This window comes from Micromonospora rhizosphaerae, from assembly GCF_900091465.1.
GTDB classification, from domain to species: Bacteria; Actinomycetota; Actinomycetes; order Mycobacteriales; family Micromonosporaceae; genus Micromonospora; species Micromonospora rhizosphaerae.
In genome coordinates, this window is the sequence record NZ_FMHV01000002.1 from 4,904,789 (window position 1) to 4,927,044 (window position 22,256).

The 22,256-nt window shown below is 73.3% G+C and carries 20 protein-coding genes; 5 read left to right on the plus strand and 15 right to left on the minus strand.

Translation table 11 applies throughout. The features are described 5' to 3' along the window. Positions 1-2,010, minus strand: a complete 2,010-nt coding sequence (locus GA0070624_RS23085) for an elongation factor G (protein WP_091344501.1) — start codon at positions 2,008-2,010, stop codon at positions 1-3. 287 nt (positions 2,011-2,297) lie between these two features. Continuing rightward, positions 2,298-2,690 carry a hypothetical protein gene (locus GA0070624_RS23090; RefSeq protein WP_091344505.1) on the minus strand — a complete coding sequence of 131 codons (393 nt, stop codon included), beginning with the start codon at positions 2,688-2,690 and terminating at the stop codon, positions 2,298-2,300. Between the two features lie 242 nt (positions 2,691-2,932). Between GA0070624_RS23090 and GA0070624_RS23095 the strand changes: the two genes are divergently transcribed. Next, complete coding sequence (locus tag GA0070624_RS23095; RefSeq protein WP_091344507.1) at positions 2,933-3,739, plus strand: alpha/beta hydrolase; 807 nt, start codon at positions 2,933-2,935, stop codon at positions 3,737-3,739. 39 nt (positions 3,740-3,778) lie between these two features. Here GA0070624_RS23095 and GA0070624_RS23100 read toward each other — a convergent pair whose 3' ends face one another. Beyond that, positions 3,779-4,285, minus strand: coding sequence for a DinB family protein (locus GA0070624_RS23100; RefSeq protein WP_091344509.1), 507 nt, complete (start codon positions 4,283-4,285; stop codon positions 3,779-3,781). A gap of 263 nt (positions 4,286-4,548) precedes the next feature. Between GA0070624_RS23100 and GA0070624_RS23105 the strand changes: the two genes are divergently transcribed. Further along, the gene (locus tag GA0070624_RS23105; protein ID WP_176731829.1) at positions 4,549-5,838 is read left to right on the plus strand and encodes a D-alanyl-D-alanine carboxypeptidase family protein; all 1,290 of its coding nucleotides are present in this window, start codon (positions 4,549-4,551) and stop codon (positions 5,836-5,838) included. A 124-nt stretch (positions 5,839-5,962) separates the two neighbouring features. Further along, on the plus strand, positions 5,963-7,000 hold the full coding sequence (locus GA0070624_RS23110) for a M4 family metallopeptidase (RefSeq protein ID WP_091344513.1): 1,038 nt from the start codon (positions 5,963-5,965) through the stop codon (positions 6,998-7,000). 52 nt (positions 7,001-7,052) lie between these two features. On the opposite strand, the gene GA0070624_RS23115 is transcribed toward GA0070624_RS23110, so the two are convergent. From GA0070624_RS23115 to GA0070624_RS23135, 6 genes are all read right to left on the minus strand, one after another. Beyond that, positions 7,053-7,961 (minus strand): M15 family metallopeptidase, encoded by a 909-nt coding sequence (locus GA0070624_RS23115; protein WP_425413516.1) that lies wholly within the window; start codon positions 7,959-7,961, stop codon positions 7,053-7,055. Further along, positions 7,958-9,223, minus strand: coding sequence for a D-alanyl-D-alanine carboxypeptidase family protein (locus GA0070624_RS23120; protein WP_425413554.1), 1,266 nt, complete (start codon positions 9,221-9,223; stop codon positions 7,958-7,960). The genes GA0070624_RS23115 and GA0070624_RS23120 overlap by 4 nt, the downstream gene beginning before the upstream one ends. Positions 9,224-9,319: 96 nt before the next feature. Continuing rightward, positions 9,320-10,687, minus strand: coding sequence for a multicopper oxidase domain-containing protein (locus GA0070624_RS23125; protein ID WP_218105262.1), 1,368 nt, complete (start codon positions 10,685-10,687; stop codon positions 9,320-9,322). After that, on the minus strand, positions 10,684-11,913 hold the full coding sequence (locus tag GA0070624_RS35335) for a hypothetical protein (protein WP_218105263.1): 1,230 nt from the start codon (positions 11,911-11,913) through the stop codon (positions 10,684-10,686). Before GA0070624_RS35335 ends, GA0070624_RS23125 begins: the two co-directional genes overlap by 4 nt. After that, positions 11,913-13,043, minus strand: coding sequence for a hypothetical protein (locus GA0070624_RS23130; RefSeq protein WP_091344520.1), 1,131 nt, complete (start codon positions 13,041-13,043; stop codon positions 11,913-11,915). The genes GA0070624_RS35335 and GA0070624_RS23130 overlap by 1 nt, the downstream gene beginning before the upstream one ends. Next, the gene (locus GA0070624_RS23135; RefSeq protein ID WP_091344523.1) at positions 13,040-13,795 is read right to left on the minus strand and encodes a helix-turn-helix transcriptional regulator; all 756 of its coding nucleotides are present in this window, start codon (positions 13,793-13,795) and stop codon (positions 13,040-13,042) included. Before GA0070624_RS23135 ends, GA0070624_RS23130 begins: the two co-directional genes overlap by 4 nt. Before the next feature lie 19 nt (positions 13,796-13,814). Between GA0070624_RS23135 and GA0070624_RS23140 the strand changes: the two genes are divergently transcribed. Further along, positions 13,815-14,606, plus strand: coding sequence for a DUF2249 domain-containing protein (locus tag GA0070624_RS23140; protein ID WP_091344525.1), 792 nt, complete (start codon positions 13,815-13,817; stop codon positions 14,604-14,606). Positions 14,607-14,701: 95 nt separating this feature from the next. On the opposite strand, the gene GA0070624_RS23145 is transcribed toward GA0070624_RS23140, so the two are convergent. From GA0070624_RS23145 to GA0070624_RS23160, 4 genes are all read right to left on the minus strand, one after another. Then, complete coding sequence (locus GA0070624_RS23145) at positions 14,702-15,961, minus strand: D-alanyl-D-alanine carboxypeptidase family protein (RefSeq protein ID WP_091344527.1); 1,260 nt, start codon at positions 15,959-15,961, stop codon at positions 14,702-14,704. 168 nt (positions 15,962-16,129) lie between these two features. Next, a complete protein-coding gene (locus GA0070624_RS23150) occupies positions 16,130-16,543 on the minus strand; it encodes a protein-tyrosine phosphatase family protein (RefSeq protein WP_091344529.1) in 414 nt (137 codons plus the stop codon). 52 nt (positions 16,544-16,595) lie between these two features. After that, positions 16,596-17,858, minus strand: coding sequence for a glycosyltransferase family 4 protein (locus GA0070624_RS23155; protein ID WP_091344531.1), 1,263 nt, complete (start codon positions 17,856-17,858; stop codon positions 16,596-16,598). Positions 17,859-18,012: 154 nt separating this feature from the next. Beyond that, positions 18,013-19,479, minus strand: coding sequence for a tyrosine-protein kinase domain-containing protein (locus tag GA0070624_RS23160; RefSeq protein ID WP_091344533.1), 1,467 nt, complete (start codon positions 19,477-19,479; stop codon positions 18,013-18,015). Positions 19,480-19,795: 316 nt separating this feature from the next. Between GA0070624_RS23160 and nhaA the strand changes: the two genes are divergently transcribed. Continuing rightward, positions 19,796-21,121: a Na+/H+ antiporter NhaA gene (gene nhaA, locus GA0070624_RS23165; RefSeq protein ID WP_091344535.1), complete on the plus strand. Its 1,326-nt coding sequence runs from the start codon at positions 19,796-19,798 to the stop codon at positions 21,119-21,121. Between the two features lie 48 nt (positions 21,122-21,169). Here nhaA and GA0070624_RS23170 read toward each other — a convergent pair whose 3' ends face one another. After that, entirely contained in the window at positions 21,170-21,385 is a 216-nt protein-coding gene (locus GA0070624_RS23170) for a hypothetical protein (protein ID WP_091344537.1), read from the minus strand. A 136-nt stretch (positions 21,386-21,521) separates the two neighbouring features. After that, positions 21,522-22,109: a TMEM165/GDT1 family protein gene (locus tag GA0070624_RS23175; protein WP_091344539.1), complete on the minus strand. Its 588-nt coding sequence runs from the start codon at positions 22,107-22,109 to the stop codon at positions 21,522-21,524. Positions 22,110-22,256: the final 147 nt, after the last annotated feature.

The window sequence follows — 22,256 nt, forward strand, 5'->3', positions numbered from 1 at the left end:
TCAGCGCTGATCGGGGCGGGCGGTGACCCGCCGGGCGACGGCCAGCAGGTAGTCCTTGCGGTTGAGCGGGTTGTGGTCCCAGCGGGGTCGGCTCGGCGCGAGGCCACGGACCAGCCGGTAGTGGTCGAACTCGGATTCGAGCACGCCCTCGCCCCGGGTCAGCGCCGGCAACTGCTTCTCCAGTGCGTGCACCCGCACGGCCGGCACCTCCCCCTCCACCAGGTGGGACGTGCCGCGCATGGTGGAGGTCCGGGGTACGGCGTCGAGGCGGGCCAGCACCGGCAGGACCGTGCCGAACAGGTCGGCCGGCAGGTCGAGGCGGAAGCGGTGCATCGGCTCGTACACCCGGGTCCCGGCGCGGGTGAGGGCGTCCATCAGCACCAGCGGGGTGAGGTTGCGGAAGTCGCCGGCGGTGCTGGACATGCTCTTGTCGAAGACGCCGTGGGAGTGGCTCTGCCGGGCCCAGTAGCCGCCGTGGGTGAGGGTGACCAGGCAGTCGGTGACCTGCCAGCCGGACAGGCCCTGCCGCAGGGTCTCCCGGACCGTCTCCTCGATGGCCTTGAGGAAGGCCAGCGGCATCGAGCCGAGTTCGATGCCGAGCCGGAACTCGACGCCGCTGCCGATCGGCGCCGGTTCGATCCGCAGGCCGACCGTGCCGAGGAAAGGGTTCGGCTCCTTGCCGATCCACTCGACTGCGGCGCCGACGCCGACCGGCCGTTCGACACAGACGGTGGTGGTCTCCCGGAAGGTCACCGCCACGCCGTGCTCGTCGGCCAGGGTGGCCTGGATGACCTCCTTCTGCACCTCGCCGTAGAGGGACACGGAGATCTCCTGCCGGAGGTCGTCCTGCCGGAGGTTGATCAGCGGGTCCTGCTCGGCGAGCTGGGTGAGGGCGGTGTGCAGCGCCGCCCGGTCGGCCGCCCGGCACGGCACGACGACCGTCTCCAGCGTCGGCGGGGAGAAGTGGTGGCGACCGGCCGGCCGATCGGGCGGCGTGCCGAGCGGGTCGCCGATCCGGATGTCGCCCAGCCCCCAGAGCTTGGCGATCCGGCCGGCGCCGACCGACGGGCGGGGCACGGCGTCCCCATCCTCGAACACGCCGATCGCGGTGACCTTGGCCTCCTCGTCCCGGCGGAACCGGACCCGGTCGCGGACCCGGATCCTGCCGGCGAAGATCCGGGCGTACGCGATCTTCTCGCCGGCCGGGCCGCGCTCGACCTTGAAAACCGTGCCGGAGAGCTCGGCGTCCTCGTCGCCCTCGGCCGCCGGCAGCAGCTCCGCGATGCCGGCGATCAGCGCGTCCACCCCGGCCCCGGTGATCGCCGAGCCGGCGAAGACCGGGTGTACGCGCGCCCGTCCGGTCTGCGCGGCGAGCGCCCGACGCAGCCGGCCGGAGGACACCGCGCTCTCGTCCTCGACGTACGCGGCGAGCAGCGCGTCGTCGTGCGCGGTGAGCAGGTCGACGAGCCGCTCGGTGAAGCCGGAGTCCTCGGGGCCGAAGGGGACGCAGCGAGCCGCCCAGGTGCCGGGGGCGTCGACCCGACCGGTGGCGACCACGGCCGGGGTCAGCTTCTCGGCGATCTGGCGCAGCACCCGCTCCGGGTCGGCGCCGCCCCGGTCCACCTTGTTGACGAAGACCAGGGTCGGGATGCGCAGCCGCTGCAGCGTCCGCATCAGGACCCGGGTCTGCGCCTGGACGCCCTCCACCGCCGAGACCACCAGCACCGCGCCGTCGAGCACGGCGAGTACCCGCTCGACCTCAGCGATGAAGTCGGGGTGGCCGGGGGTGTCGATCAGGTTGACCGTCACCCCGTCGACGACGAAGGAGACCACGGCGGAGCGGATGGTGATGCCGCGCTGCCGTTCCAGCGCCATGGTGTCGGTGCGGGTGCTGCCGTCGTCGACGCTGCCGAGCTGGTCGATGACGCCGGCGCTGTGCAGCAGCCGCTCCGTCAGGCTCGTCTTACCGGCGTCGACATGTGCCAGGATTCCCAGGTTCAACGTTTTCACGCAGCGTCATGTCCTTTGGATAGGTGGCGATTCCCTTCTGGATGGACATGAACGCTGCTCGCATTGCCTGGCTCCTCCGCTCGGTCGGCTTCTGCCCGGATTGCAGCAGCCGGCCCGAGCTCCCGGCAACCGATTAACTCTTCCGACGTACGTGATCGGCGGCGTGCCCCCACCGACCGGCTGGCGTTGCGGGCGGCACGGACCGAGGCCCTCATTCAGCGCCCCGTCCGAGATGGGTCAACGACCGTGACGCTAGCGGGGGCGGGGATCGATCCCTGCCGCGTCCGCTACGAAGCCTGCGCAACCGGCGCGGGACGGCACGCCTCCATGAAGGGGAAGCGCGCGGCGAGGTCGCCGAGCGTCGCGCCGCCCCGCCAGGCGGCGACCACCTGCGCGACCTGCGCCAGGTCGGTGGCGTCGCCGCGCGCCTGGACCTGCCCCGCCACCCTGACGTCGATCATGAAATACCGGGCCTGGGAGCCCAGGCCGACGCAGACCGTCCCCGGCTCGGACGTCAGCTCGGCGCAGGTGAACCGGCTCCGCCCCTGCTCGGGAGCGGTCACCCGGCCGACATCGAGCTGGTGCCGGGCGGCGGTCTCGGCGAGCGCGGACGCCAGCCCGCCCGCCTCGACCAGGTCCGGGTATAGGCGCACACCCAGCGCCGACGACACGTCGCTCATGACTGACTCCCACTTCCATGTGACAGAACCAGCGGCGCGAAGGTTACGCGGAAGTTACCTGAACGCGCCTGGTCATCCTGTCCCCCCTGCCCGTCCGAGGCAATACCCGCACCTCGACCGGCACTTCGACCGGCTGGCCGGCACCGGCGCCGCCGGGCGGCGAACCCTGGCCGAGGCGGTGCTCGCGGTGCCCGTGCTGGGGCAGGCCGCGTTCGGGGCGGCGGGGCGTAGCATCCACGCCCATGGCGCGGATCCGCTGTGACTTCTTCTCCGAGGCGCTGGGCATGGGCACGTCGATGACCGTGCTCCTGCCGGAGCCGGCCTCGTCGCAGATCGGCACGGCCGGCAGCACCACGGTCGGTGACCCGCCGGTGCTGTACCTGCTGCACGGCCTATCCGACGACGACACGATCTGGACGAGGCACACCTCCATCGAGCGCTACGTCGCGCCGCTGAGGCTGGCGGTGGTGATGCCGCAGGCCGCGCGGAGCTTCTACACCGACGAGGAGCACGGCAACCGGTACTGGACCTTCCTCAGCAGCGAACTGCCCGAGGTCTGCCGGTCGTTCTTCCGGCTCTCCGACCGGCGCGAGGACACCTTCGTCGCCGGGCTGTCGATGGGCGGCTACGGCGCGCTGAAGTGGGCGCTGCGGGACCCGGGCCGCTTCGCCGCCGCGGCCAGCCTCTCCGGGGCGTTGAACGTGGCCGAGCGGCGGGAGCACCCGACCAGCCCGGTGGACCCGGCCGTCTGGCACACCGTCTTCGGCGACCGGCACGTGCCCGGCACGGACGACGACACCATCGCGCTGCTGGAGCGCGCCGGCGCCGACCTGCCGGCCCTCTACGTCGCCTGCGGCACCGAGGACTTCCTGTACGACGACAACACCCGCTTCGTCGAGTCCGCCCGGCGGCGCGGGATACCGCTCACCGTGGACTTCTCCCCCGGGGAGCACGACTGGGCGTACTGGGACGCGAAGATCCAGGATGCGCTGGCCTGGCTCCCGCTGCGTTCGGGCGGGGGCGACCGGCCGGGCGTCAGCGGAGGCTGAGCGGCGGGGGCGGTGAGCCTCGCGCGCCCCTGCCGACCGTCAGACGCCGACGGAGCCGTCGATGGCCTCCCGCAGGAAGTCGGCGTGGCCGTTGTGCCGGGCGTACTCGTGCATCATGTGGAGCATCACCAGCCGCAGCGACACGTCCTCGCCCCACCGCGCCTGGTGGCCGGTCACGTCGAGGGACTCCGCCTCCCGCTCGATACGACGGGCGTGCTCGACCTCCCGCTGCCACGCCTCGAACGCCTCCGACCGGTCGGCCGTGCTGGCGTCGTACGCCTCCTGATAGTCGCCGGTCTCCGACCACACCAGCGGGATGTCCTCGCCGTTGATCACCCGGCGGAACCAGGTGCGCTCCACCTCAGCCATGTGCCGGACCAGGCCGAGCAGCGACAGCGTCGACGGCGGGGAGGACTGCCGGCATAGCTCGTCGTCGGTGAGGCCCTCGCACTTCATGGCGAGGGTGGCCCGGTGGAAGTCGAGGAAGGCGCGCAGCGTCTCGCGCTCCCCGGCCAGCAGGGGCGGGCCGATCCGATCGGTCTCCACGGGGGGTCCTTCCTGGTACGACGGGAGCCGCGGCGGGTGCGAGGTTGCACCGGGTATCGCCGACCCAGCCGAGCTCGAACATTGGAACCCGGGCCCGACGGCCGTAGCAACCTGCCGTACCCATCGTGGGGTAGATCACGTGAACCTGTGGAACCGGTGGCGGCGATAACTCCATGGAGGCCGTCACGCCGCACCCGAGGGGCGCCGATGGACCGACCAGACCTGCTATCGTGCTGCGGTTTTGTCACGGGGGAGGAAACGCGATGTACGGTCCGACGGAAATGCCGACCGTGGAGTTCAGCCGGATACCACCGGCGCCGCCGGTCCGGCGCCGGCGCCTGCCGTGGTTGCTGTGCGGTCTGCTGGCGCTGCTGCTCCTCGGCGGCGCGCTGTACGCCGTCGCGCCGCTGCGGCACCCGCTGCCCGCCTCGACGGTCGAGCTGACCCTGCCCGCGTCGATGGCAATCCCCGGTACGGTGCCGCGGCTGCCTTGGCCGCGTTCGGGCCAGGCGATGATCTCGGTCGAGGGGCTCGGGACGGTCGGCACCTCCGGCGGGTCGAAGTCGCTGCCGATCGCGAGCGTGACGAAGGTGATGACCGCCTACGTCATCCTCACCGAGCACCCCCTCGCCGCCGGCGAGCAGGGTCCCGAGCTGACGGTCAGCGCCGAGCAGGCCGCCGCGTACCCGGCGGAGCAGGCGCGCGGCGAGTCGCTCGTCGAGGTGCGGGCCGGTGAGGTGATCACCGAACGGCAGGCGCTGCAGGCGGTGCTGCTGCCGTCGGCGAACAACATGGCGCGCATCCTCGCCGCCTGGGACTCCGGCAGCGTTTCCGCGTTCGTCGCGAAGATGAACGCCACCGCGGACCAACTCGGCATGTCCGGCACCCACTACACCGACCCGTCCGGCCTCGACCCCGACACCGTGAGTACCGCGCACGACCAGGTGATCCTGGCGAGCAAGGCGATGGCGTTGCCGGCATTCGCGGAGATCGTCAAGCAGAAGCAGGCGACCCTGCCGGTGGCCGGCACGGTGAAGAACTACAACGAGTTGGTCGGCCGCAACGGCGTGGTGGGAATCAAGACCGGCTCCACCGACGAGGCCGGCGGCTGCCTCGTCTTCGCGGCGGTGGTCAATGTCGGCGGTCGGAAGCTCACCATCGTCGGTGCCGTACTGGGCCAGCCCGGCGCCAACACCCCGGTCCAGCTGGACCGGGTGTTCGCGGTAACCCGGTCGCTGCTGCGGTCGACGGCGGCCGCGCTCGCCGTCCACACGCTGGTCGAGGCCGGCGAGGAGGTTGCCACCGTACGCGGCCCGCTGGGCACCGGTACCACCATCAACGCCGCCGAGAAGGTCGAGGTGGTCGGCTGGCCGGGCCTGCAGGTGCGGCTCCACACCCAGATCCCGGCCGTGCCGTCGCGGATCGCGGCCGGGGCCGACCACGGCCGGCTCACCGTCAGCGCCGGCGGCGGCGAGCCGGTCGGCACGGCGCTGCGCACCGGTACCGGTATGGAACCGCCGAGCACCTGGGAACGCATCCGCCACCACCGCTGACCACCGCTGCCGGCGCGGTTGTTCCATCAGTCCGTCCCACGTCTACCCGGCCCACGAGCCAGATTCAAACGATGGCTGTCGTATTAGTCTCAGCGGATCGATCCACCTTCGAAGGGATCATCCAATGCACCCACACCTCAAACGTTCCGCGGTGGTCGCCTCGGCGGTCACCGCGGCGCTGGTCGCCGGCGGCACGACCGTCCAGGCGGCCGGCGACCCGTACGACCACAGCGCCACCGCCACGGTCTTCGCCCCGAACCCGGTGCAGCAGCTGGGCGACCAGACGCTGACCGACCAGAAGGACGCCGACTATCCGGCGCTGGCCGGGGCGTACCGGTCGGTGACGCTGACCAACCTCGACGGCTCCGGCACCCTCACCGGCAGGTACGTCGTGGTCAAGAGCAAGACCGGCACGCCGGCCCGGATGGTGGACGGCACCTTCCCGGCGTGGCATCGCGACGCCGACCAGTTCGAGCAGGTCATGGGCTACCACTGGGTGAACACCGCCCAGGCGTACCTGCAGTCGCTCGGCTTCGGCAGCACCCTACGGCCCGTGAACCAGCGGCAGATCGAGCTGCGGATCGACCAGTTCGGCGGGGACAACTCGTTCTTCCGTGAGGACAAGGCGAACATCACCCTGGGCAAGGGCGGCGTGGACGACGCCGAGGACGCCGAGGTGATCGTCCACGAGTACGGCCACTCGGTGCAGGACGCGCAGGTGGCCGGCTTCGGCACCAACCTGGAGTCCGGCTCGATCGGCGAGGCCTTCAGCGACTACCTGGCCGTCGTGGTGACGAGCTGGGCCACCGGTACGCCGACGAAGACCCCGGAGGCCTGCGTGGCCGACTGGGACTCGGTCTCCTACACCCGCACCACCCCGCACTGCCTGCGCCGGCTCGACGGCACCAAGCACTACCCCGAGGACGTACGGGGCGAGGTGCACGCCGACGGCGAGATCTGGTCGCGCGCACTGTGGGACATCCGCACCGCGCTCGGTGACCGCAGGGCCACCACGCTGATCGTGGAGGCGCAGTTCGACTTCGCCCCGGACACCTCGTTCCGGGCCGCGGCGGAGGCCACGGTCGCCGCCGCGCAGCGGCTCTACGGGACCTCCGCCGCCGCGGCGACCCGGGCCGCGTTCGAGGCCCGCGGCATCCTCTGATCGCCCAGATCGGCGACCGCCCCGGCCGGACCGACGTCCGGTCGGGGCGGGGTCACCGCAGGGACGACCGGGCGACGGGGAAGTCGAAATATGTCGTCGGGTACGGCTCGTCGGTGAACTGGAAGTGCCACCATTCCCCGGGATAGTTCTCGAACCGCTGCGTTGCCATCAGCCGCTCGAGCAGCAGCCGGTTCTCCCGTGCGGCGCCGGTGATGCGGGGGTCAGCGGTGTGTGCCAGCGGGTCGAAACAGTCAAACCCGGTGCCCATGTCGACGCTGTTGTCCGGGAACCGCTGACCCGGCGGCGCGGTGCAGGAGACCAAGCGCTGCCCCGGCGCGTACGCCGGCCGGGTGGGCGGCGGCACGGGGACCAGGGTGAGGTCCAGTGTGCTGCCCCGGCTGTGCGCTGTCGGCGCGCCGATGTAGCCCTCGTCGAAGAGCTTCGACTTGGCGACGTGCGGATAGAACTCCGCCTTCATCTGCTGCTCGCCGGGGAGCTTCGCCCAGGCGACGAAGTCGTCCACCGCACGCTGTGGCCGGTAGCAGTCGTACACCTTGAGGCTGCGGCCCTGAGCGAGCGCGGCGGCCTGCACCTGGTGCAGCGCCTCCGCCGCCCGCCGGGTGAGCAGGCAGAGCGGCTCCGGGTAGCCGACGATCGGCCGGCCGACGAAGTTGTGCGCGGTGGCGTACCGGATGTCGGTGTGGATGCTCGGATCGACGTCGGAGAGCACGACGAAGTCCGCCGGGGCGCGGAGTCCGGCGGCCGTCGGGGACGGGCTCGACGGGGACGGGCTCGACGGGGACGGGGTCGGCGGGGACGGGGTCGGTGTGGGCGAGGGCCGTGCGCAGGCGGTGGCCAACAGCGCCAGGGCGAGGGCGATGACCCGGGCGGCAGACCGGCGCGGGACCCGGCCGGCCGCCGCCACGCCGCCCACCGGTAGATCAGTCCGCGTCACCCTCACGGGTCGCGACTATCAGCTTCGGCGTCAGGGTCACCTGAGCGGGCCCGGACGGCGTGCCGGCGACGACGGGTGATCAGCACCGCCCCGCCCGCCACCAGCAGCGTGCCGATCCCGAGCATCGGCGCGGTCCCGGGCCACGGTGCCGGGCCGCCCTCCGCGGTGCCGTGCAGCCCGGCGCCACCGGCGAGCGCGGACGGCGGCACCCTCGGCGACGGACTGCCGGAGGTCAGCTCGCCGGGCCGCACCAGCCGGCCCACGCTCACGTCCTTCGGCAGCGAGAAACCCCAGTCGAGCAGGGCGGCGCCCTGCTGCCACCCGCGCTGGTTGGGGGTCTCCGCCCCGAGCAGGGTCACCACGAGCCGCCGTCCGTTGCGCTCCGCCGCCCCGACGTAGGTGTGGCGGGCGAGGTCGGTGTAGCCGGTCTTGCCGCCCAGCGCGCCGCGATACTGGTGGAGCAGCTGGTTGTCGTTCTGGATCTGGAAGGGCTTCTGGCGCAGCGCCGGCTGCCCGGGAATCTCGGCGGTCCGCGCCGAGTCGTACCGGCGGAAGGCCGGGTCGGCGAAGCAGGCCCGGCCGATCAGCGCGAGGTCGTACGCGCTGGTGAACTGCCCCGGTCCGTCCAGGCCCGACGGGGTCACCGCATGGGTCTGGAGCGCGCCGAGCCGGGTGGCCTCCTCGTTCATCGCGCGGATCCCGCCGGCCTGGCCGTCGCCGCCGCCGCCCAGCCGGGCCAGCGCGTTGGCGGCCTCGTTGCCACTCTTGAGCAGCAGTCCCAGCCAGATCGTCTCGATCCGGTAGCGGCCGCCGGCCACCAGGCCTACGGCGGAGCTGCCCGGCTCGATGGCCAGGTCCTCCGCGGTGAGCGTCACCTCCTGCTGCGGGTCCAGCCTCGGCAGCATCGTGGCGGCCAGCAGCAGCTTCTGCACGCTGGCCGGAGCGCCGTACTCGTGGGGACCGCAGCCGCCCAGCACCGTGCCGCTGTCCAGATCGGCGACCAGCCACGACGTCGCGGTCACCGCGGGCGGCGCGGGCACCGATGGCGGCACCACCAGGCCGGCGGTGGCCAGCGCGAGCCCGCCCACCGCACGGGCCGCCGGGTCGGCCGAAGGCGGCGGCTTCGGCGGCCGCAACGTCGGGGCAGGCACGTTCGGGCACGGTACCCGCGGGGCGACGGCCGGGACCGGGGCACCGGTGTGCGCGACGGCGACGGTGGGAACGGCCGCCGCCGGCAGGAGCGCGGCGGCGAGCAGCGTCGCCCGCAGGAGCGGAACTCTCATGCTCACGCAGGGTAACGATGGCGACACGATCAGGTCGTCCGGTCATGCGATCGCGCCCGGCCGGCCGAGGCGGCCGGTAGGCTACTCCCCCGCCCGGCCGACCTCGAACACACCGTGGCCGCCACGCTCCGCGTCGACCATGAGATGGCTGACGAACGGGTACCGGCCGGGCTCGGGGAAGACGGTCTCCACGAAGCCGCCGGCGGCCGGTGCCAGGTCGAGCACCTGCGCCCCGCCAGGGTCCGGCGGCCGCAGCTGCCATTGCCCTTCCCGGTAGAGCGTGTCGAACTGGGCGCCGACGACGTGGAACGCGCTGTCCCTGTTCGGCCCGGCGTCGAGCACCCACACCCGGACCCGCTCTCCCGCGCGGGCGGTGAGCGGGCGGTGATCGTACTGGGCGACGTAGCCGTTGAAGAGGACGCCGTCGGGTCGCTCGGCCTGCATCTTCGCCAGGTCGCCGGGCTCACCGACGGGGCCTAGGTAGAGCTCGGACTGCACGAGGACGTACTCCCGGTCGACCGGGGCGAGGTCTGGCGGGTCGATGATGACTGCGCCGTACATGCCGTTGCCGATGTGGTGCAGCATCGGCATGGTCGAGCAGTGGTACATCCAGATCCCCGCCTTGGCGGCCGTGAACCGGTAGGTCAGCCGCTGGCCGGGGTCGATCGGTCGCATGACCGCGTCGGGCGCGAGCGCGCCGGCGTGGAAGTCGACACCGTGGTCCATGCTGCCCTCGTTGACGAGGGTGACCTCGAACGTGTCGCCGATCCGGCCGCGCAGCACCGGTCCGGGCACCATGCCGTTGAAGGTCCACATCTTCTGGCGGACGCCGGGGGCCACCTCGCGCACGACCTCCCGCGCCCGCAGTTCCACTCTGTGCAGCCGGCTGGGCGGGGTCGGCGGCGCGGTGGCGTCCCGGGCGGTGAAGGCGGGCCCCGGGTCGGCCATCGGGTCGACGCGCATCGCACTCTGCGTCGGGTCGGCCGCGTGGTCGTGGCTGGCGGCCGGGGCACCCGTCGCGCTGATGCTCAGCGTCATCCCGGCCTGTCGGTGACCGGGCAGCGAGCACCAGCCGGCCAAGGCTGCGCCGATGACGCCCGCGTCGAGCCGGGCACTGCCGCCGCGGCTCACCGGCGGCGTTCGAACACCGCTCGCCAGGACGAGGTCGTGCCGTCGGTCGTCGCGGTTGGTCAGTTCGATGACCAGGCGGTCGCCGCGCGGCACGGTGATCCGGGCAGGGTGGAACCGCATTCCCTCCGCCACGACAGCGACGGTGGTGGTGTGCCCGGTCGCCGGCACCTGACCGTTGGCGGGCACGGCGCTGGGCGCCGCCACGCCGGTGACGCGCTGCGCGGCGACCCCGACGAGGACGGCCAGCAGGACCAGGGCGAGGCCGGCAGCGAAGCCGCCGAGCGGGCGGACGGGGGTGTGGCCGGTGGACGGGTTCACGATTGTCTCCGGGCGGTGAGCAGGACCCGGACGGCCGGCACGAGGAACTGCACCAGCGCGGCGAGGACCAGCAGTGAGGTGGTGATGCGGACGAACGGCGGGGTCGGGAGGGCGAACACCGCCAGGGCGGCGTTGGTCATCGCGAGCCGCTGCGGCCAGTGCCGGTCGAGCAGGGCGGTACGCCGGCGCACCTCGGCCGGGCCGCCGCCGAGCACCACCGGCAGCAGGTAGCTCAGCGAGCCGAGCAGGATCTGGCCGACGAAGCCGACCAGCAGGGGGACGAGCACCGCGCCGAACCGCTCGGCGGCCGGGTCCGGCGCGGCGCTGCCCAGCAGCGTCCAGGCGTCGAGCGCGAGGGCGACGAGGAGCCATCCGGCGGCGGCCGCGATCGACCAGCCGGCGAAGGAGCCCGGTGGCCGGCCGCGAGCAGCGGCGAACGCGGGTCGCAGGGCGGTCAGCGCGCCGAGGACGACCAGGACCAGGCCGGCGCCGATCACCGTACGCCACCAGGCGAGCAGACCGGTGCCGAGCAGGACGAGGCCGGTCACCACGAGGGGCAGGGCCGCCGTCGCGGCGCGGACCGCGTCCTCGGCCATCCGGGTACGCAGCACGGTCGGCCAGAGGGTCAGCAGCGTACCGAGGACGGTCAGGGTCACCCAGCCGAGCAGGTTGACGTGCGCGTGGAACAGCAGCAGCCGCGGCCGGGCGGGCTCGTCGACCACCAGCATCGCGGCGCCGACCGGGATGCCGACCAGCAGGGCGATCGCCGCGGCGAGGTAGTAGCGGACCGTGACCGCGAACCGGGTCGGCAGCGCGGCGTGCAGCCGAGCCGCCAGCCAGGCGAGGTGCGCGGCGACTGCGGCGAAGACGACGACGGCTCCGGCCACCCCGATCCAGGGGCGGTCCGCGGCGCCGCCGACCAGCACGGCCAGCACGCCGGTGTTCAGCGTGAGGAGGCGTACGGTCTCGGCGCGCCGACTGTTCCGCGCCGGGGCCCGGAGCACCGCGACGGTGAAGTGCGCGCTCCAGATCAGGATGGCGTTCGTCGCCGCGCCGAGCAGGAAGAGGTGGATCGCCAGCCAGCGCCACGACGGCACGAAGGGGTGGCCGAAGCCCAGGGCGACGAGCCCAAGCAGGTACGCCGTCGGCAGCGCCGCCACCCGTCGATGCCAGCCGGCCCGGCCGGTCGCCACCGGCCCGGCGGGCCGGGTCTCCGTGCCGGCCATCACCGCACCGCCACCGCTGGAGGCGCGGGAGCCGAGGGCCGCGCCGCGCTGGGCAGCCGGCGGACGGAGAGGGCGATGGCGCAGCCGAGGAAGCCGAGTACGGCCGCCACGTTGGCCACCCCGGCCCACCGCCACACCGATTCGACGCCGAGGCCGTCCCCCACCGCGACGCGCAGCAGCAACGAGCCGTGCAGCAGGGCCAGCGGCGCGTAGAGCACCGGCCGGTAGGGCAGCGGGCGGCGGAGCACCGCCGGCAGGATCACCGGGGCGTGCACGAAGATCATCGACATGGTGAAGCCGAGGAAGACCGCGTGCAGGGTGGCGTCGTAGCGGGCTCCGGCTGCGGTGGCTCCGACACCGGCCCAGAGCAGGCCGGCCAGGCCGAGCCACGCGTAGCCGGCGAGGAGCCCGAGGGCGACGTAGCGGGGCAGGCCGCGGCCCCGGACGGTGCGACGCGCCACGTCGGAGACGGACAGCCAGGCGGTCACCGCCAGCAGGCTCACGCCGAACAGGTGCCCGCCGGGGCCGGTCCAGAGCAGGGTGGCGGTGGCCCCGACCGTGAGGGCGGCCAGCGCCGCCAGGCACCAGCGCGGTCCGGCCGGTGCCAGCGCCACGTGGGCGAGTTCGAGACGTTCCCCGAGGATCGTGGCCACGACGAAGGTGACGAGCCACGGCACCGCCTCGGCCAGCGGGAAGCCGGCCAGCCAGAGCAGCGTGGCCGCGTACCAGCCGAAAGCTCCCGTGGCCTGGGCGAGCAGGGCGACGCCCGGTTGCCGGCGCCAGAGCGCCCGGTAGATCCCGAGCAGGCCGACCGCGGCGGTCATCAGCATGATCTTGGCCGCCAGGCTTTCGCCGGTGAGCACCAGCAGCAGCGCGCCGATTCCGGAACAGGCCGGCGCGAGCAGGGCCCACCGGGCACCGAGGGCCACTGCGCGTTCCAGCCCGATCAGAGTGCCGACGAAGCCGAACACCATCAGTGGCCCGTGCACCTCCTCCAGCGGTCGCCGGGGTGCCGGGACCGGCACGCCGAGCAGCAGCAGGGCCGCGTACAGGCCGGTGAGCAGCGCGAACGCGCCAGCGGCCAGGACGGGTGAACGCCAGCTCACCGGTACCGGCCGGGGCCGGGTCATGCCGGGCCGTCCCCGGACACGGTCCTGGTCAGGCCGAGTCGGACCACGCAGGCGGTGGGCGCGCCGAAGGGTTCGAGCACGGCGGTCGCGTCCGGCGCTCCGCCGCGTTCCAGCGCGCCGCGGATCACGCCGGCGTGCAGCCCGCACATCGCGTCCGGGTTGCGGCCCACGAGGTCAAGGAACGGGCAGGTGTGCAGGTGCACCTCGGCCGTGCCGCCGTCGTCGGCGCCGGTCTCGGACAGCCGCGGGGTGAACCCGAGACCGTCCAGGACGTTCAGCACCGTGCCGACGGGACCGGCGTCCTGGTCGGTCGCCGCCGCGAGGTGCCGGCCCCAGTCCTCGCCGACCCGGCCCGCCGCGGCCCGGGTGTCGCCGTCGGCGCGGGCGAGGTGGTCCAGCAAGGCGGCCGCGAGCGAGCGGTACGGGGCGGGGGCCGGCGCCGGATCGTCGTGCCCGGTGGCCCGGTAGCGCCACGCGGGGCGCCCGGGCTGGCCGCCGCCGGCCCTCGCCTTCACCAGCAGCCCCGCCTCGACCAGCCGGTCCAGGTGGGTGCGGGTGGTGGAGAGGTGCTGGCCGGTGCGCTCGGCGACCTCGGCGGCGGTCATGCCGCCATCGGCGTCGCGCACCAGCTTGAGGATGGTCACCCGGCTGGCCGTGCCGAGCGCTCGGTGGCGGGGGGTGTCGATGGTCCCGCCGGAAGGCCCTGTTCTCGGGGTTTCCACGATGGTTAACGTTACAACGCCGAACGGCATCAAAACTCAGGAGGGCTCCATGTCACAGCCGGACCGCGCCGCCGACCGTCGCGCCGCGCAGGCCGTCGTACGGCACCACGCCGAACTGGCCGCCACCCTCGACTCGCACACCGGGCGCCTGTTGGCGGCGGCCGACCGCGGTGCCGAGACCGAGACGCTGCGCCACCGGGACGAGCTGGCCCGCTGGCTGCACGACGAACTGCTGCCGCACGCGCAGGCCGAGGAGGCCGCGATGTACCCGGCCGCCGCGGCGCTCGACCGGGGCAAGCTGCTGGTGGACGGCATGCTCCGCGAGCACGCAGCCATCCTCGGGCTGGTCTCGGAGCTGGGGAAGGCGAGCGGTCCGGCACGGGCCGCCGCTGCCGCCCGAGCCCTCGCCGCCCTGTTCGCCGTCCACCTCGACAAGGAGAACCGCCTGATCGTGCCGCTGCTGGCCGACGCCGACAAGGTGTCGCTGGCCGGGCTCCTAACGGGCATGCACAAGCTGATCGGGGCCGAGGAGAGCGGCGGTACGGGCGGATGCGGCGGCGCCTGCGCGTGCGGCGGAGACGCCCCGCCCACCGGCGCGGAGGCGGCCGTGCTGAGCATCGACCCGCGGCTGGACGTCCGAGACGTACCCCACGCCCGGGTGCTCGCGGCCCTGGACGCGCTGCCGGCCGACGGCGCGCTGGTCCTGGTCGCCCCGCACGCTCCCCGCCCGCTGCTCGCGGAGATCGACCGGCGGTACGGCGCCGGGATGACCACGGAATGGCTGCAGGACGGCCCGGACGTGTGGCAGATCCGGCTGCAGCGCGTCCCGGCCCGGGCCTGACCGACCACCGCGCACAGTCCGGGTGGCGTCACCGCCGTCCGACCCGGTGCCGCCGGGACCAGGCGGGCTGACAGCGGGACCGCCGTGGTCGAGGGCTAGGCGCGGCGTCGGCCGACGGGGCGGCGGCGCCGCGCCATCAGCAGCGTCACGACCACCCCGACCACCGCGGCGGCGCCGCCGGCGACCGGCAGAATGACCCGCCAGTCTCCCTCGGCCATGCGGCGGCCGGCCGTCACGACGGGCCCCTGCCATGGGGGTGGCGTGGCCGGCGCGCCCGGGGAACCGCTCGGGGCCGCCTCCGCCGCCGCGTCCAGCTCCCCCGGCTCGACCAGCCGGCCGACCGAGGCGTCCCGGGGCAGGGAGAACCCCCAGTCGAGCAGCTCGGCGCCCTGCTGCCAACCGCGCAACGGGCGGGCCTCCGCGCCGAGCAGGGTCACCACCAGCCGCCGCCCGTTGCGCTCGGCGGCGCCGACGTAGGTGTGCCGGGCCAGTTCGGTGAAGCCGGTCTTGCCGCCGAGCGCGCCCCGGTACCGGTAGATCAGCTGGTTCTCGTTCTGGATCTGGAATCCGCCCTTCTTCAGGGCGGGCTGGGCCGGGATCTGGGTGCGCTCGGTGAGCGCGTACCGGCGGAACAGCGGATTGGCGAAGCAGGCCCGGGCGATCAGCGCCAGGTCGTAGGCGCTGGTGAACTGCCCCTTGCCGTCCAGCCCGGAGGGCGTCACCGCGTGGGTCTGCCGGGCACCGAGCCGGTGGGCCTCCTCGTTCATCGCGCGCACCCCGCCGGCCACCAGGTCGGGGCCGCCGCCGAGCCGGGCCAGCACGTTGGCCGCCTCGTTGCCGGAGTTCAGCAGCAGCCCGAGCCAGACCGTCTCCACCGGGTAGCGGCCGCCGACGAGCAGGCCGACGGCGGAGCTGCCCGGGGCGATCTTCAGGTCGCTCCGGGTCACGGTGACCGCCTGCTTCGGGTCCAGCTTCGGCAGCATCGTGGCCGCCAACAGCAGCTTCTGGGTGCTGGCCGGGGTGCCGTACTCGTGCGGGCCGCAGGCCCCCAGCACCGCGCCGCTGTCCAGGTCGGCGACCAGCCACGACGTCGCGGTGACCGCAGGCGGCGCCGGCGCGCCGGCCGGCGCGACCAGTCCCGGCGTGTCGAGCTGCTCCCCGCCGACGACCCGGTCCTCCGGCACGGGCGGCGGCGGCACCGGTCGGGGCGGTCGGGACACCTTCGGCGCCGCCGCCTTCGGACACGGCAGCGGCGCGGCGGCGGCCCGCGCGGGCGGTGCGGCCTGCACCGGGGCGGACACCCCGGCGCTCACGAGTACGGCGGCGGTGGCGGCGGCCAGGACCCTCGCTCTCATGACCAGGGAGACTATCCGCAAGATCGAATCATGCCGGGACCGGTTCCCTTGCTGACGGCCCGCGACCATTCGGGTCCGCAGGGTCACCGGCAGTCTTCGCTACGAGGTCCCAGCGGTCGGTCGCCCGCAGCCAGGCGTCGCGCGCGATGAGGGTACGGCGGCGACCCGTCAGCCGATCCGCCGCAGCCAGCGCCGCTGCCAGGGCGTCTCCACCGCCCGCGGGTGATGGCGGGCGCGTACCCAGTCCACCGCCCGGTCGGCCGGCAGCCCGTCGAGGACAGCCAGGGCGGCGAGCGCCGTGCCGGTTCGGCCGACGCCGCCGCGGCAGGCCACCTCCACCCGTTCCCCGGCGTACGCCCGGCGCAGCGCCTCCCGGAGCGCGTCCACGGCGTCGGCACGGTCGAGCGGCACCCAGAAGTCGGGCCAGCGGATCCGCCGGTGCGGCCAGGCCGGCGGCGGCGCGGGGGCCAGCAGCAGGGCGAAGTCGGCGGGTGAGGCCGCGGCGGCGACCCGGCGGCCGCGCACCTCGGCGCCACCGGGCAGCAGCACCAGACCGGTCCGGTCCGCCCAGGGCTCCCCCACCCGGCCATTGTGACCGCTCCGCGGTCGCGCGGCGCAGAGGTATCGAGGGCTGCTACGCCCCCTGCGGCGCCTGTCGTTCGGCCGGCTGGCCCGTCCGGGCCGCGCCCGACGCGACCTCGTGGAGCATCTGCTCGATCCGGTCGACCCCGGCACGCAGCGACATCTCCCGCAGGTAGGCGTCGCGCCCGCGGCGGCCCATGTCGGTGCGGGCGGGCGGTGGGATGGTGGAGGCCAGCCAGAACCGGTCGGCCAGCGCGGCCCAGTCCTCGGGCGCACAGGACAGTCCCGCCCGGGCCCGCTCGACGAATTCCATCGTGTCGCCGCCGGCCGAGGCGACCACCGGTGCGGCGCAGGAGAGCGCCGCCTGCAGCTTCCCGGGCACCATGCCGCGCAGCTGCGGCAGGTCCCGCAGCATCACCAACTGGTAGTCGGCCGCGGCGTAGAGGTCCGGCATGTCCAGCGGCGAGCGTCGTTCGACGAATCGGACGTTGTCCGCCTGGAGTTCGGCGGCGAGCCCCCGCACCCGCCGCTCCTCGGCCCCCGAGCCCACCAGGACCAGGTCCATCCGGTCGTTCAGCGCAGCCGCCGCCCGGACCGCGGTCTCCAGTCCCTGCCGCACGCCGATCGTTCCGGCGTGCATCATCACGCACCGGCCGTCCCGACGGATCAGGCTGCGGGAGGCCTGACTCGGGTCGACCGGCTGGAAGATCCGTTCGTCGGTCCAGTTGAGCACGACCCGCACCCGGCCCGGGTCGGCCCCGTCGTCGACCACGAGGTCGCGCATGGACGGCGCACTGACCGCGATGCCGTCGGCCTCCTGGTAGATGCGACGCATGGTGTTGCTGATCCGACCCGACCACCGTTGATTGTCGACGCCCCGCGTCGGATCATCCTCCTCCGACCACACGTCCTGCACGTGGAGCACGGTCGGTACCCGCCCGAGCAGCCGGAGCAGGCCGGCGGTGGCGAAGGTGGTCGCCGGGAGCTGGAAGACGTACAGGGCGTCGATGTCGCTGAGGTAGCGGCGACCGGTCAGCGCCACGCTGCCGGCGAACGACAGCCAGCTCGCCATCCGCGCGCGGGTGGACCCGTCGCCGCTGGCGTACCGGGGCACCCGACGGACCGTCAGCCGATCGCTGCGGGTCTGGTGCCGCCAGCGCTGGCGCCACCCCGGATAGGCGTGCCCGCCGGGATAGTCCGGGAAGCCGGTCAGCACGCGTACCTCGTGGCCGCGGGCGGCCAGCTCCTCGGCGAGGCTGCCCGGGATGAACGCCGGCTCCGGCGGGAAGTGGTACGAGAGAATCCCGATCTTCATGGTCGTACCCCCGGCGCGGCCTTCAGGCATCCGTACGCGATCGAGGTCGCGGCCGGGACCGGCGCCGACCCCCGCGGGCCGATCGGCGGTTCGCCCGCCGACTTGCGGCACTGTGCCGCTGCGATCGAGCGGTCCATCAGACCCCTGGTGACACTCATCGGGGCAGCCGACTTAAATCCTGAGTCCCGTGGCCGACGTCGTCCACGCCGGCACCGTCGCCATCGCGGGCCGCGGTGGCGGCCCGGTCGGCCGGCACGGCCGAGCCAGTGGCGGGAGCCGGCACCCGGTACGCCTCGTACTGGTACCTGTCCGCCTTGGTCACCTTGGACATGTTCAGCACGCAGCCGAGCAGGCGGACCGAGACGGAGTGCAGCGACCGCGCCGCCGCGGCCACCTGGGTGCGCGAGGTCCGCCCCTGCCGGGTGACCAGCAGCGCGCCGTCGGCCTGCACGGCGACCACCACACCGTCGGTGACGGCGAGCAGCGGCGCGGTGTCGATGACCACGATGTCCGCGGACTCCCGCAGGGTGAGCAGCAGGTCCCCCATCGCCTTGGAACCGAGCAGCTCGCTCGGGTTGGGCGGAGCGGATCCGCTGGGGAGCACCAGCAGGGACCGGTCGCCCCACCGCTGGACGACGTCACCGACCTGGGCGTCACTGATCAGCACGTCGGTGAGGCCGACGCCTCCGTCGAGACCGAGATAGTCGGCAACCTTCGGCCGCCGCAGGTCGGCGTCGATGAGCAGCACCCGCCAGCCCGCCTCGGCAAGCGCGATGGCCAGGTTGCACGCCATCGTGGTCTTGCCCTCACCCTGCATGGCGCTGGTGACGGCGATGACCCGGGCCGGCTCGTGCACGTCGACGAAGCGCAGGTTGGTCCGCAGCTTGCGCACCGCCTCGGCCCTGGCGGAAAGCGCCGCCTCTCCGACGATCAGCGGCGCCGACTTGGCGTCGGCCTCGAACGGGATCTCGCCGAGCAGCGGACTCCCGGTGGTGCGTTGCAGGTTGTCGCCGTCGCGCATCCGGACATCGGCCACGCCACGGAGGACGGCCAGCCCCATGCCGGCCAGTAGCCCGAGAAGCGTGCCGAGGGCCAGGTTCCGCAGGGGCTGGGGGGAAACCGGGGCAGAGCTTACCCGCGGTCCGTTGACCACTTCGATCTTCATGGGTGCGGAGCCGCCTCCAGAGGAGGTCTCAACCTTCTGCACCAGCTCCGTGAACTTCACGGAGAGTGTCTGGGTGAGTCTGAGTGCCCGGGTCCGGTCCGTGTCCGTGACTGACGCCTCGAGCAGAACGGTGTCGGGCGGCGTGGACGTACTCACCTTCCGCCGGACCTGCTCGGCGGTGAGGCCGAGCGGGTTCGCCGTCACCACGGTCTGCGCCAACCGATCGCTGGTGAGCAGGTCGGCGTAGGACTTGACGCGCTGCTGGGATAAGAGGCTGCCCTGGTAGGCGTCGGTGGCCCCCTGGCTGGGACTGGCGACGAAGAAGGTCACCGAGGCGACGTACCGAGGTGTGGTCCGGACGGTGATGAGCGCGGCTGTTGCGAGTGCGACCACGAGGGTGATCAGAACGATCCACCAGCGACGGCGGATGAGACGCAGGTAGGTACGGACGTCCATCAGGCCCCCCGCCTCGTCCGGTCAACTAGCGGCTTGAACTCCACGGAATCCCCCTACCGTCCGCAAACGCCGTGTCAGCTCTCTTATGCGCTCAATCCGTGTCAGAAACGACCAGCCCAATGTAGGCGATACGGACTCTTGAACGCCTGCAATCTCCTGAAAACGGACGAACGTCAAGCCAGCACCAGGCCTACCCGGCCGGCAGCCGGAGACGAGGGCTCCACTGCGCCCAGTCGGATAGGGTCGATGGCGGTGTGCCGGGAAGTCTGGTCGGCGATGGCCCTGCCGATCCCGGACCCCGAGGTGGACCCACCGCATGACCGACCGCACCCCGCGCGCCGACTCCCGCCGCTCCAACCGCCTCTTCTCCCGCCGCTCCTGGCCGGAAGCGCGGTTCCTTGCCGACGTGCTGCGCACCGAGACCGTCGGCGGTGGCCTGCTGCTGCTCGCCGCGGTGGTCGCCCTGATCTGGGCCAACTCGCCCTGGCGGTCGTCGTACGCCGCTCTCGGTGCCTGGCAGCCGTGGTCCGGCGGGTCGGCGCTGCACCTGGATCTCAGCCTGGCGGAGTGGGCCGCGGACGGACTGCTGGCCGTCTTCTTCTTCGTGGTCGGCCTGGAACTCAAGCGCGAGTTCGTCGCCGGCGACCTGCGGGATCCGCGGCGGGCGGCGCTGCCGGTGGCGGCCGCGATCGGCGGCATGCTGCTGCCGGCCCTGTGCTACGTCGCGGTGACCCTCGCCGCCGGCGGCGCCGGCCTGCGCGGCTGGGCCATTCCCACCGCCACGGACATCGCCTTCGCGCTGGCGGTGTTGGCGGTGGTCAGCTCACACCTGCCGCAGGGCATGCGCGCGTTCCTGCTCACCCTGGCGGTGGTCGACGACCTCTTCGCGATCATCATCATCGCCGTCTTCTACACCGCCGGCTTCCATCCCCTGCCGCTGCTCGGCGCGCTGGTGCCGATCGGCCTCTTCGCCCTGCTCGTGCAGAAGCGACGGACCTGGTGGTGGGCGCTCATCCCGCTCGCCGCGCTCGCGTGGGCGCTGGTGCACGCCTCCGGGGTGCACGCCACGGTCGCCGGGGTGCTGCTCGGCTTCACCGTGCCGGTGCTGCCGTCCCGCGGCAGCGGACCGGGCCTGGCCGAGCGGCTGGAGCACCGGTGGCGGCCGGTCTCGGCCGGCTTCGCGGTGCCGGTCTTCGCGTTCTTCGCCGCCGGGGTGTCCCTGGTCGGCACCGACCTGGCCGACCTGCTCACCGACCCGGTGGTGACCGCGGTGGTGCTCGGTCTCGTGCTCGGCAAGACGGTCGGAGTGTTCGGCTCGACGTTCCTGCTCGCCCGGTTCACCCGCGCCGAACTCGACGACGAGATCACCTGGGCCGACCTGTTCGGGATGGCGCTGCTGGCCGGCATCGGCTTCACCGTGTCGCTGCTCATCGGCGAGCTGGCGTTCGGCGCGGGCAGCGAGACCGACGAGAGGGTGAAGGCCGCCGTCCTGCTCGGTTCCCTGATCTCGGCAGCGCTCGCCTCGTCGGTGCTGACGCGCCGCAACGCGGCCTACCGCCGGATCGCCGAGCGGGAGAGCCGGGACGACGACGGCGACGGCGTGCCGGACGTCTACCAGCAGGATCCCGCGGACGGCCGCTGAGCGGGCCGGCGGCCGTCCGGCGGCGCGCTCCCGGACGGGCCACGCCGGTCAGCCCCGATGCTCGGCCGTACGCTCCTCCTCGGCCTCCTCCGGCTCCTCGGTCTCCTCGTACACCGCCTCCGTGATCGGCTCGGTGAAGTCGTCAGCCGGCACCGCGACCGCCTCAGCCTTGTCCTGCTCGTCCGGGCGCGCACCCGGCGGCGGCTCGGGGGCGGTGGGCTCACCGGCGAAGCCGTACTCGTTGGGGTCGTCATGCCTGCTCATCCGGTTGTCCTCCGGCTATCTCCAGGGTCGACTCTCGCCGCCCACGCTAGGCGGTGAGCCTCTCGGCCGCAGCGAGGCGGCGATGTTCGGACCGGGCCAGGCGGCGTCGGTGACCAGCCCGGCCCGGACCGCCCGGTCAGGGGAGCTGGCTCACCGCCTCGAGGATCAACCAGAGGCCGCAGATGGCGAAGAGCACCGCAGCGCCGTACCGGATGGTCCTCTCCGGCAGGTGCCGGCCGAGCAGCCGGCCGACCAGGATGGCCAGCGCGTCGGCGGCCACCATGCCGAGGGTGGAGCCCAGCCAGGTGCCGAACCAGCCGTACTTGGTGGCCAGGGTGATGGTGGCGAGCATCGTCTTGTCGCCCAGCTCGGCCAGGAAGAACGCCACGCCGACAGCGACGATCGCGGACCTGCCGGTCTTCTCCGCCTTGCGCCGCTCCTCCTCGGTGAGCTTGTCCCCCCGAAGGGTCCAGGCGCCGAAACCGAGGAACGCCAGGCCGGCGATGAGCGAGATCCAACCGGTGGGCAGGGCCGCGTTGAGGCCGTACCCAATCGCCACCGAGGCCAGGTGCACGATCGCGGTCGCCATGGTGATGCCGATGAGCACCGGCACCGGCTTGAACCGCGTGGCGAACGTCAGGGCCATGAGCTGGGACTTGTCGCCCAGCTCAGCGACGAAGATGACGCCGAAGCTGATCACCAGCGCGACGAGGAAACCGTCCATGTGAACCTTCCCGATCAAGCCGGGAGGAGGTACAGGGGCGCCCTCGACCCGGCTGCGACAGCCTGAGTCGAAGGTCTCGCCCGCCCTGGGACGGGGCCGCGTGGCCGGATGCGAAACGCATCAGTATGTCGACCACGACATTGGGGG

Coding starts and splice junctions, on each gene's coding strand:
- GA0070624_RS35335 (WP_218105263.1), bottom strand. CDS start 11,913: ATGGCCGGCACGGAGACCCGGCCCGCCGGGCCGGTGGCGACCGGCCGG.
- GA0070624_RS23145 (WP_091344527.1), bottom strand. CDS start 15,961: ATGAGAGCGAGGGTCCTGGCCGCCGCCACCGCCGCCGTACTCGTGAGC.
- GA0070624_RS23095 (WP_091344507.1), top strand. CDS start 2,933: ATGGCGCGGATCCGCTGTGACTTCTTCTCCGAGGCGCTGGGCATGGGC.
- GA0070624_RS23170 (WP_091344537.1), bottom strand. CDS start 21,385: ATGAGCAGGCATGACGACCCCAACGAGTACGGCTTCGCCGGTGAGCCC.
- GA0070624_RS23090 (WP_091344505.1), bottom strand. CDS start 2,690: ATGAGCGACGTGTCGTCGGCGCTGGGTGTGCGCCTATACCCGGACCTG.
- GA0070624_RS23105 (WP_176731829.1), top strand. CDS start 4,549: ATGTACGGTCCGACGGAAATGCCGACCGTGGAGTTCAGCCGGATACCA.
- GA0070624_RS23135 (WP_091344523.1), bottom strand. CDS start 13,795: ATGCCGTTCGGCGTTGTAACGTTAACCATCGTGGAAACCCCGAGAACA.
- GA0070624_RS23155 (WP_091344531.1), bottom strand. CDS start 17,858: ATGAAGATCGGGATTCTCTCGTACCACTTCCCGCCGGAGCCGGCGTTC.
- nhaA (WP_091344535.1), top strand. CDS start 19,796: ATGACCGACCGCACCCCGCGCGCCGACTCCCGCCGCTCCAACCGCCTC.
- GA0070624_RS23140 (WP_091344525.1), top strand. CDS start 13,815: ATGTCACAGCCGGACCGCGCCGCCGACCGTCGCGCCGCGCAGGCCGTC.
- GA0070624_RS23175 (WP_091344539.1), bottom strand. CDS start 22,109: ATGGACGGTTTCCTCGTCGCGCTGGTGATCAGCTTCGGCGTCATCTTC.
- GA0070624_RS23110 (WP_091344513.1), top strand. CDS start 5,963: ATGCACCCACACCTCAAACGTTCCGCGGTGGTCGCCTCGGCGGTCACC.
- GA0070624_RS23160 (WP_091344533.1), bottom strand. CDS start 19,479: ATGGACGTCCGTACCTACCTGCGTCTCATCCGCCGTCGCTGGTGGATC.
- GA0070624_RS23130 (WP_091344520.1), bottom strand. CDS start 13,043: ATGACCCGGCCCCGGCCGGTACCGGTGAGCTGGCGTTCACCCGTCCTG.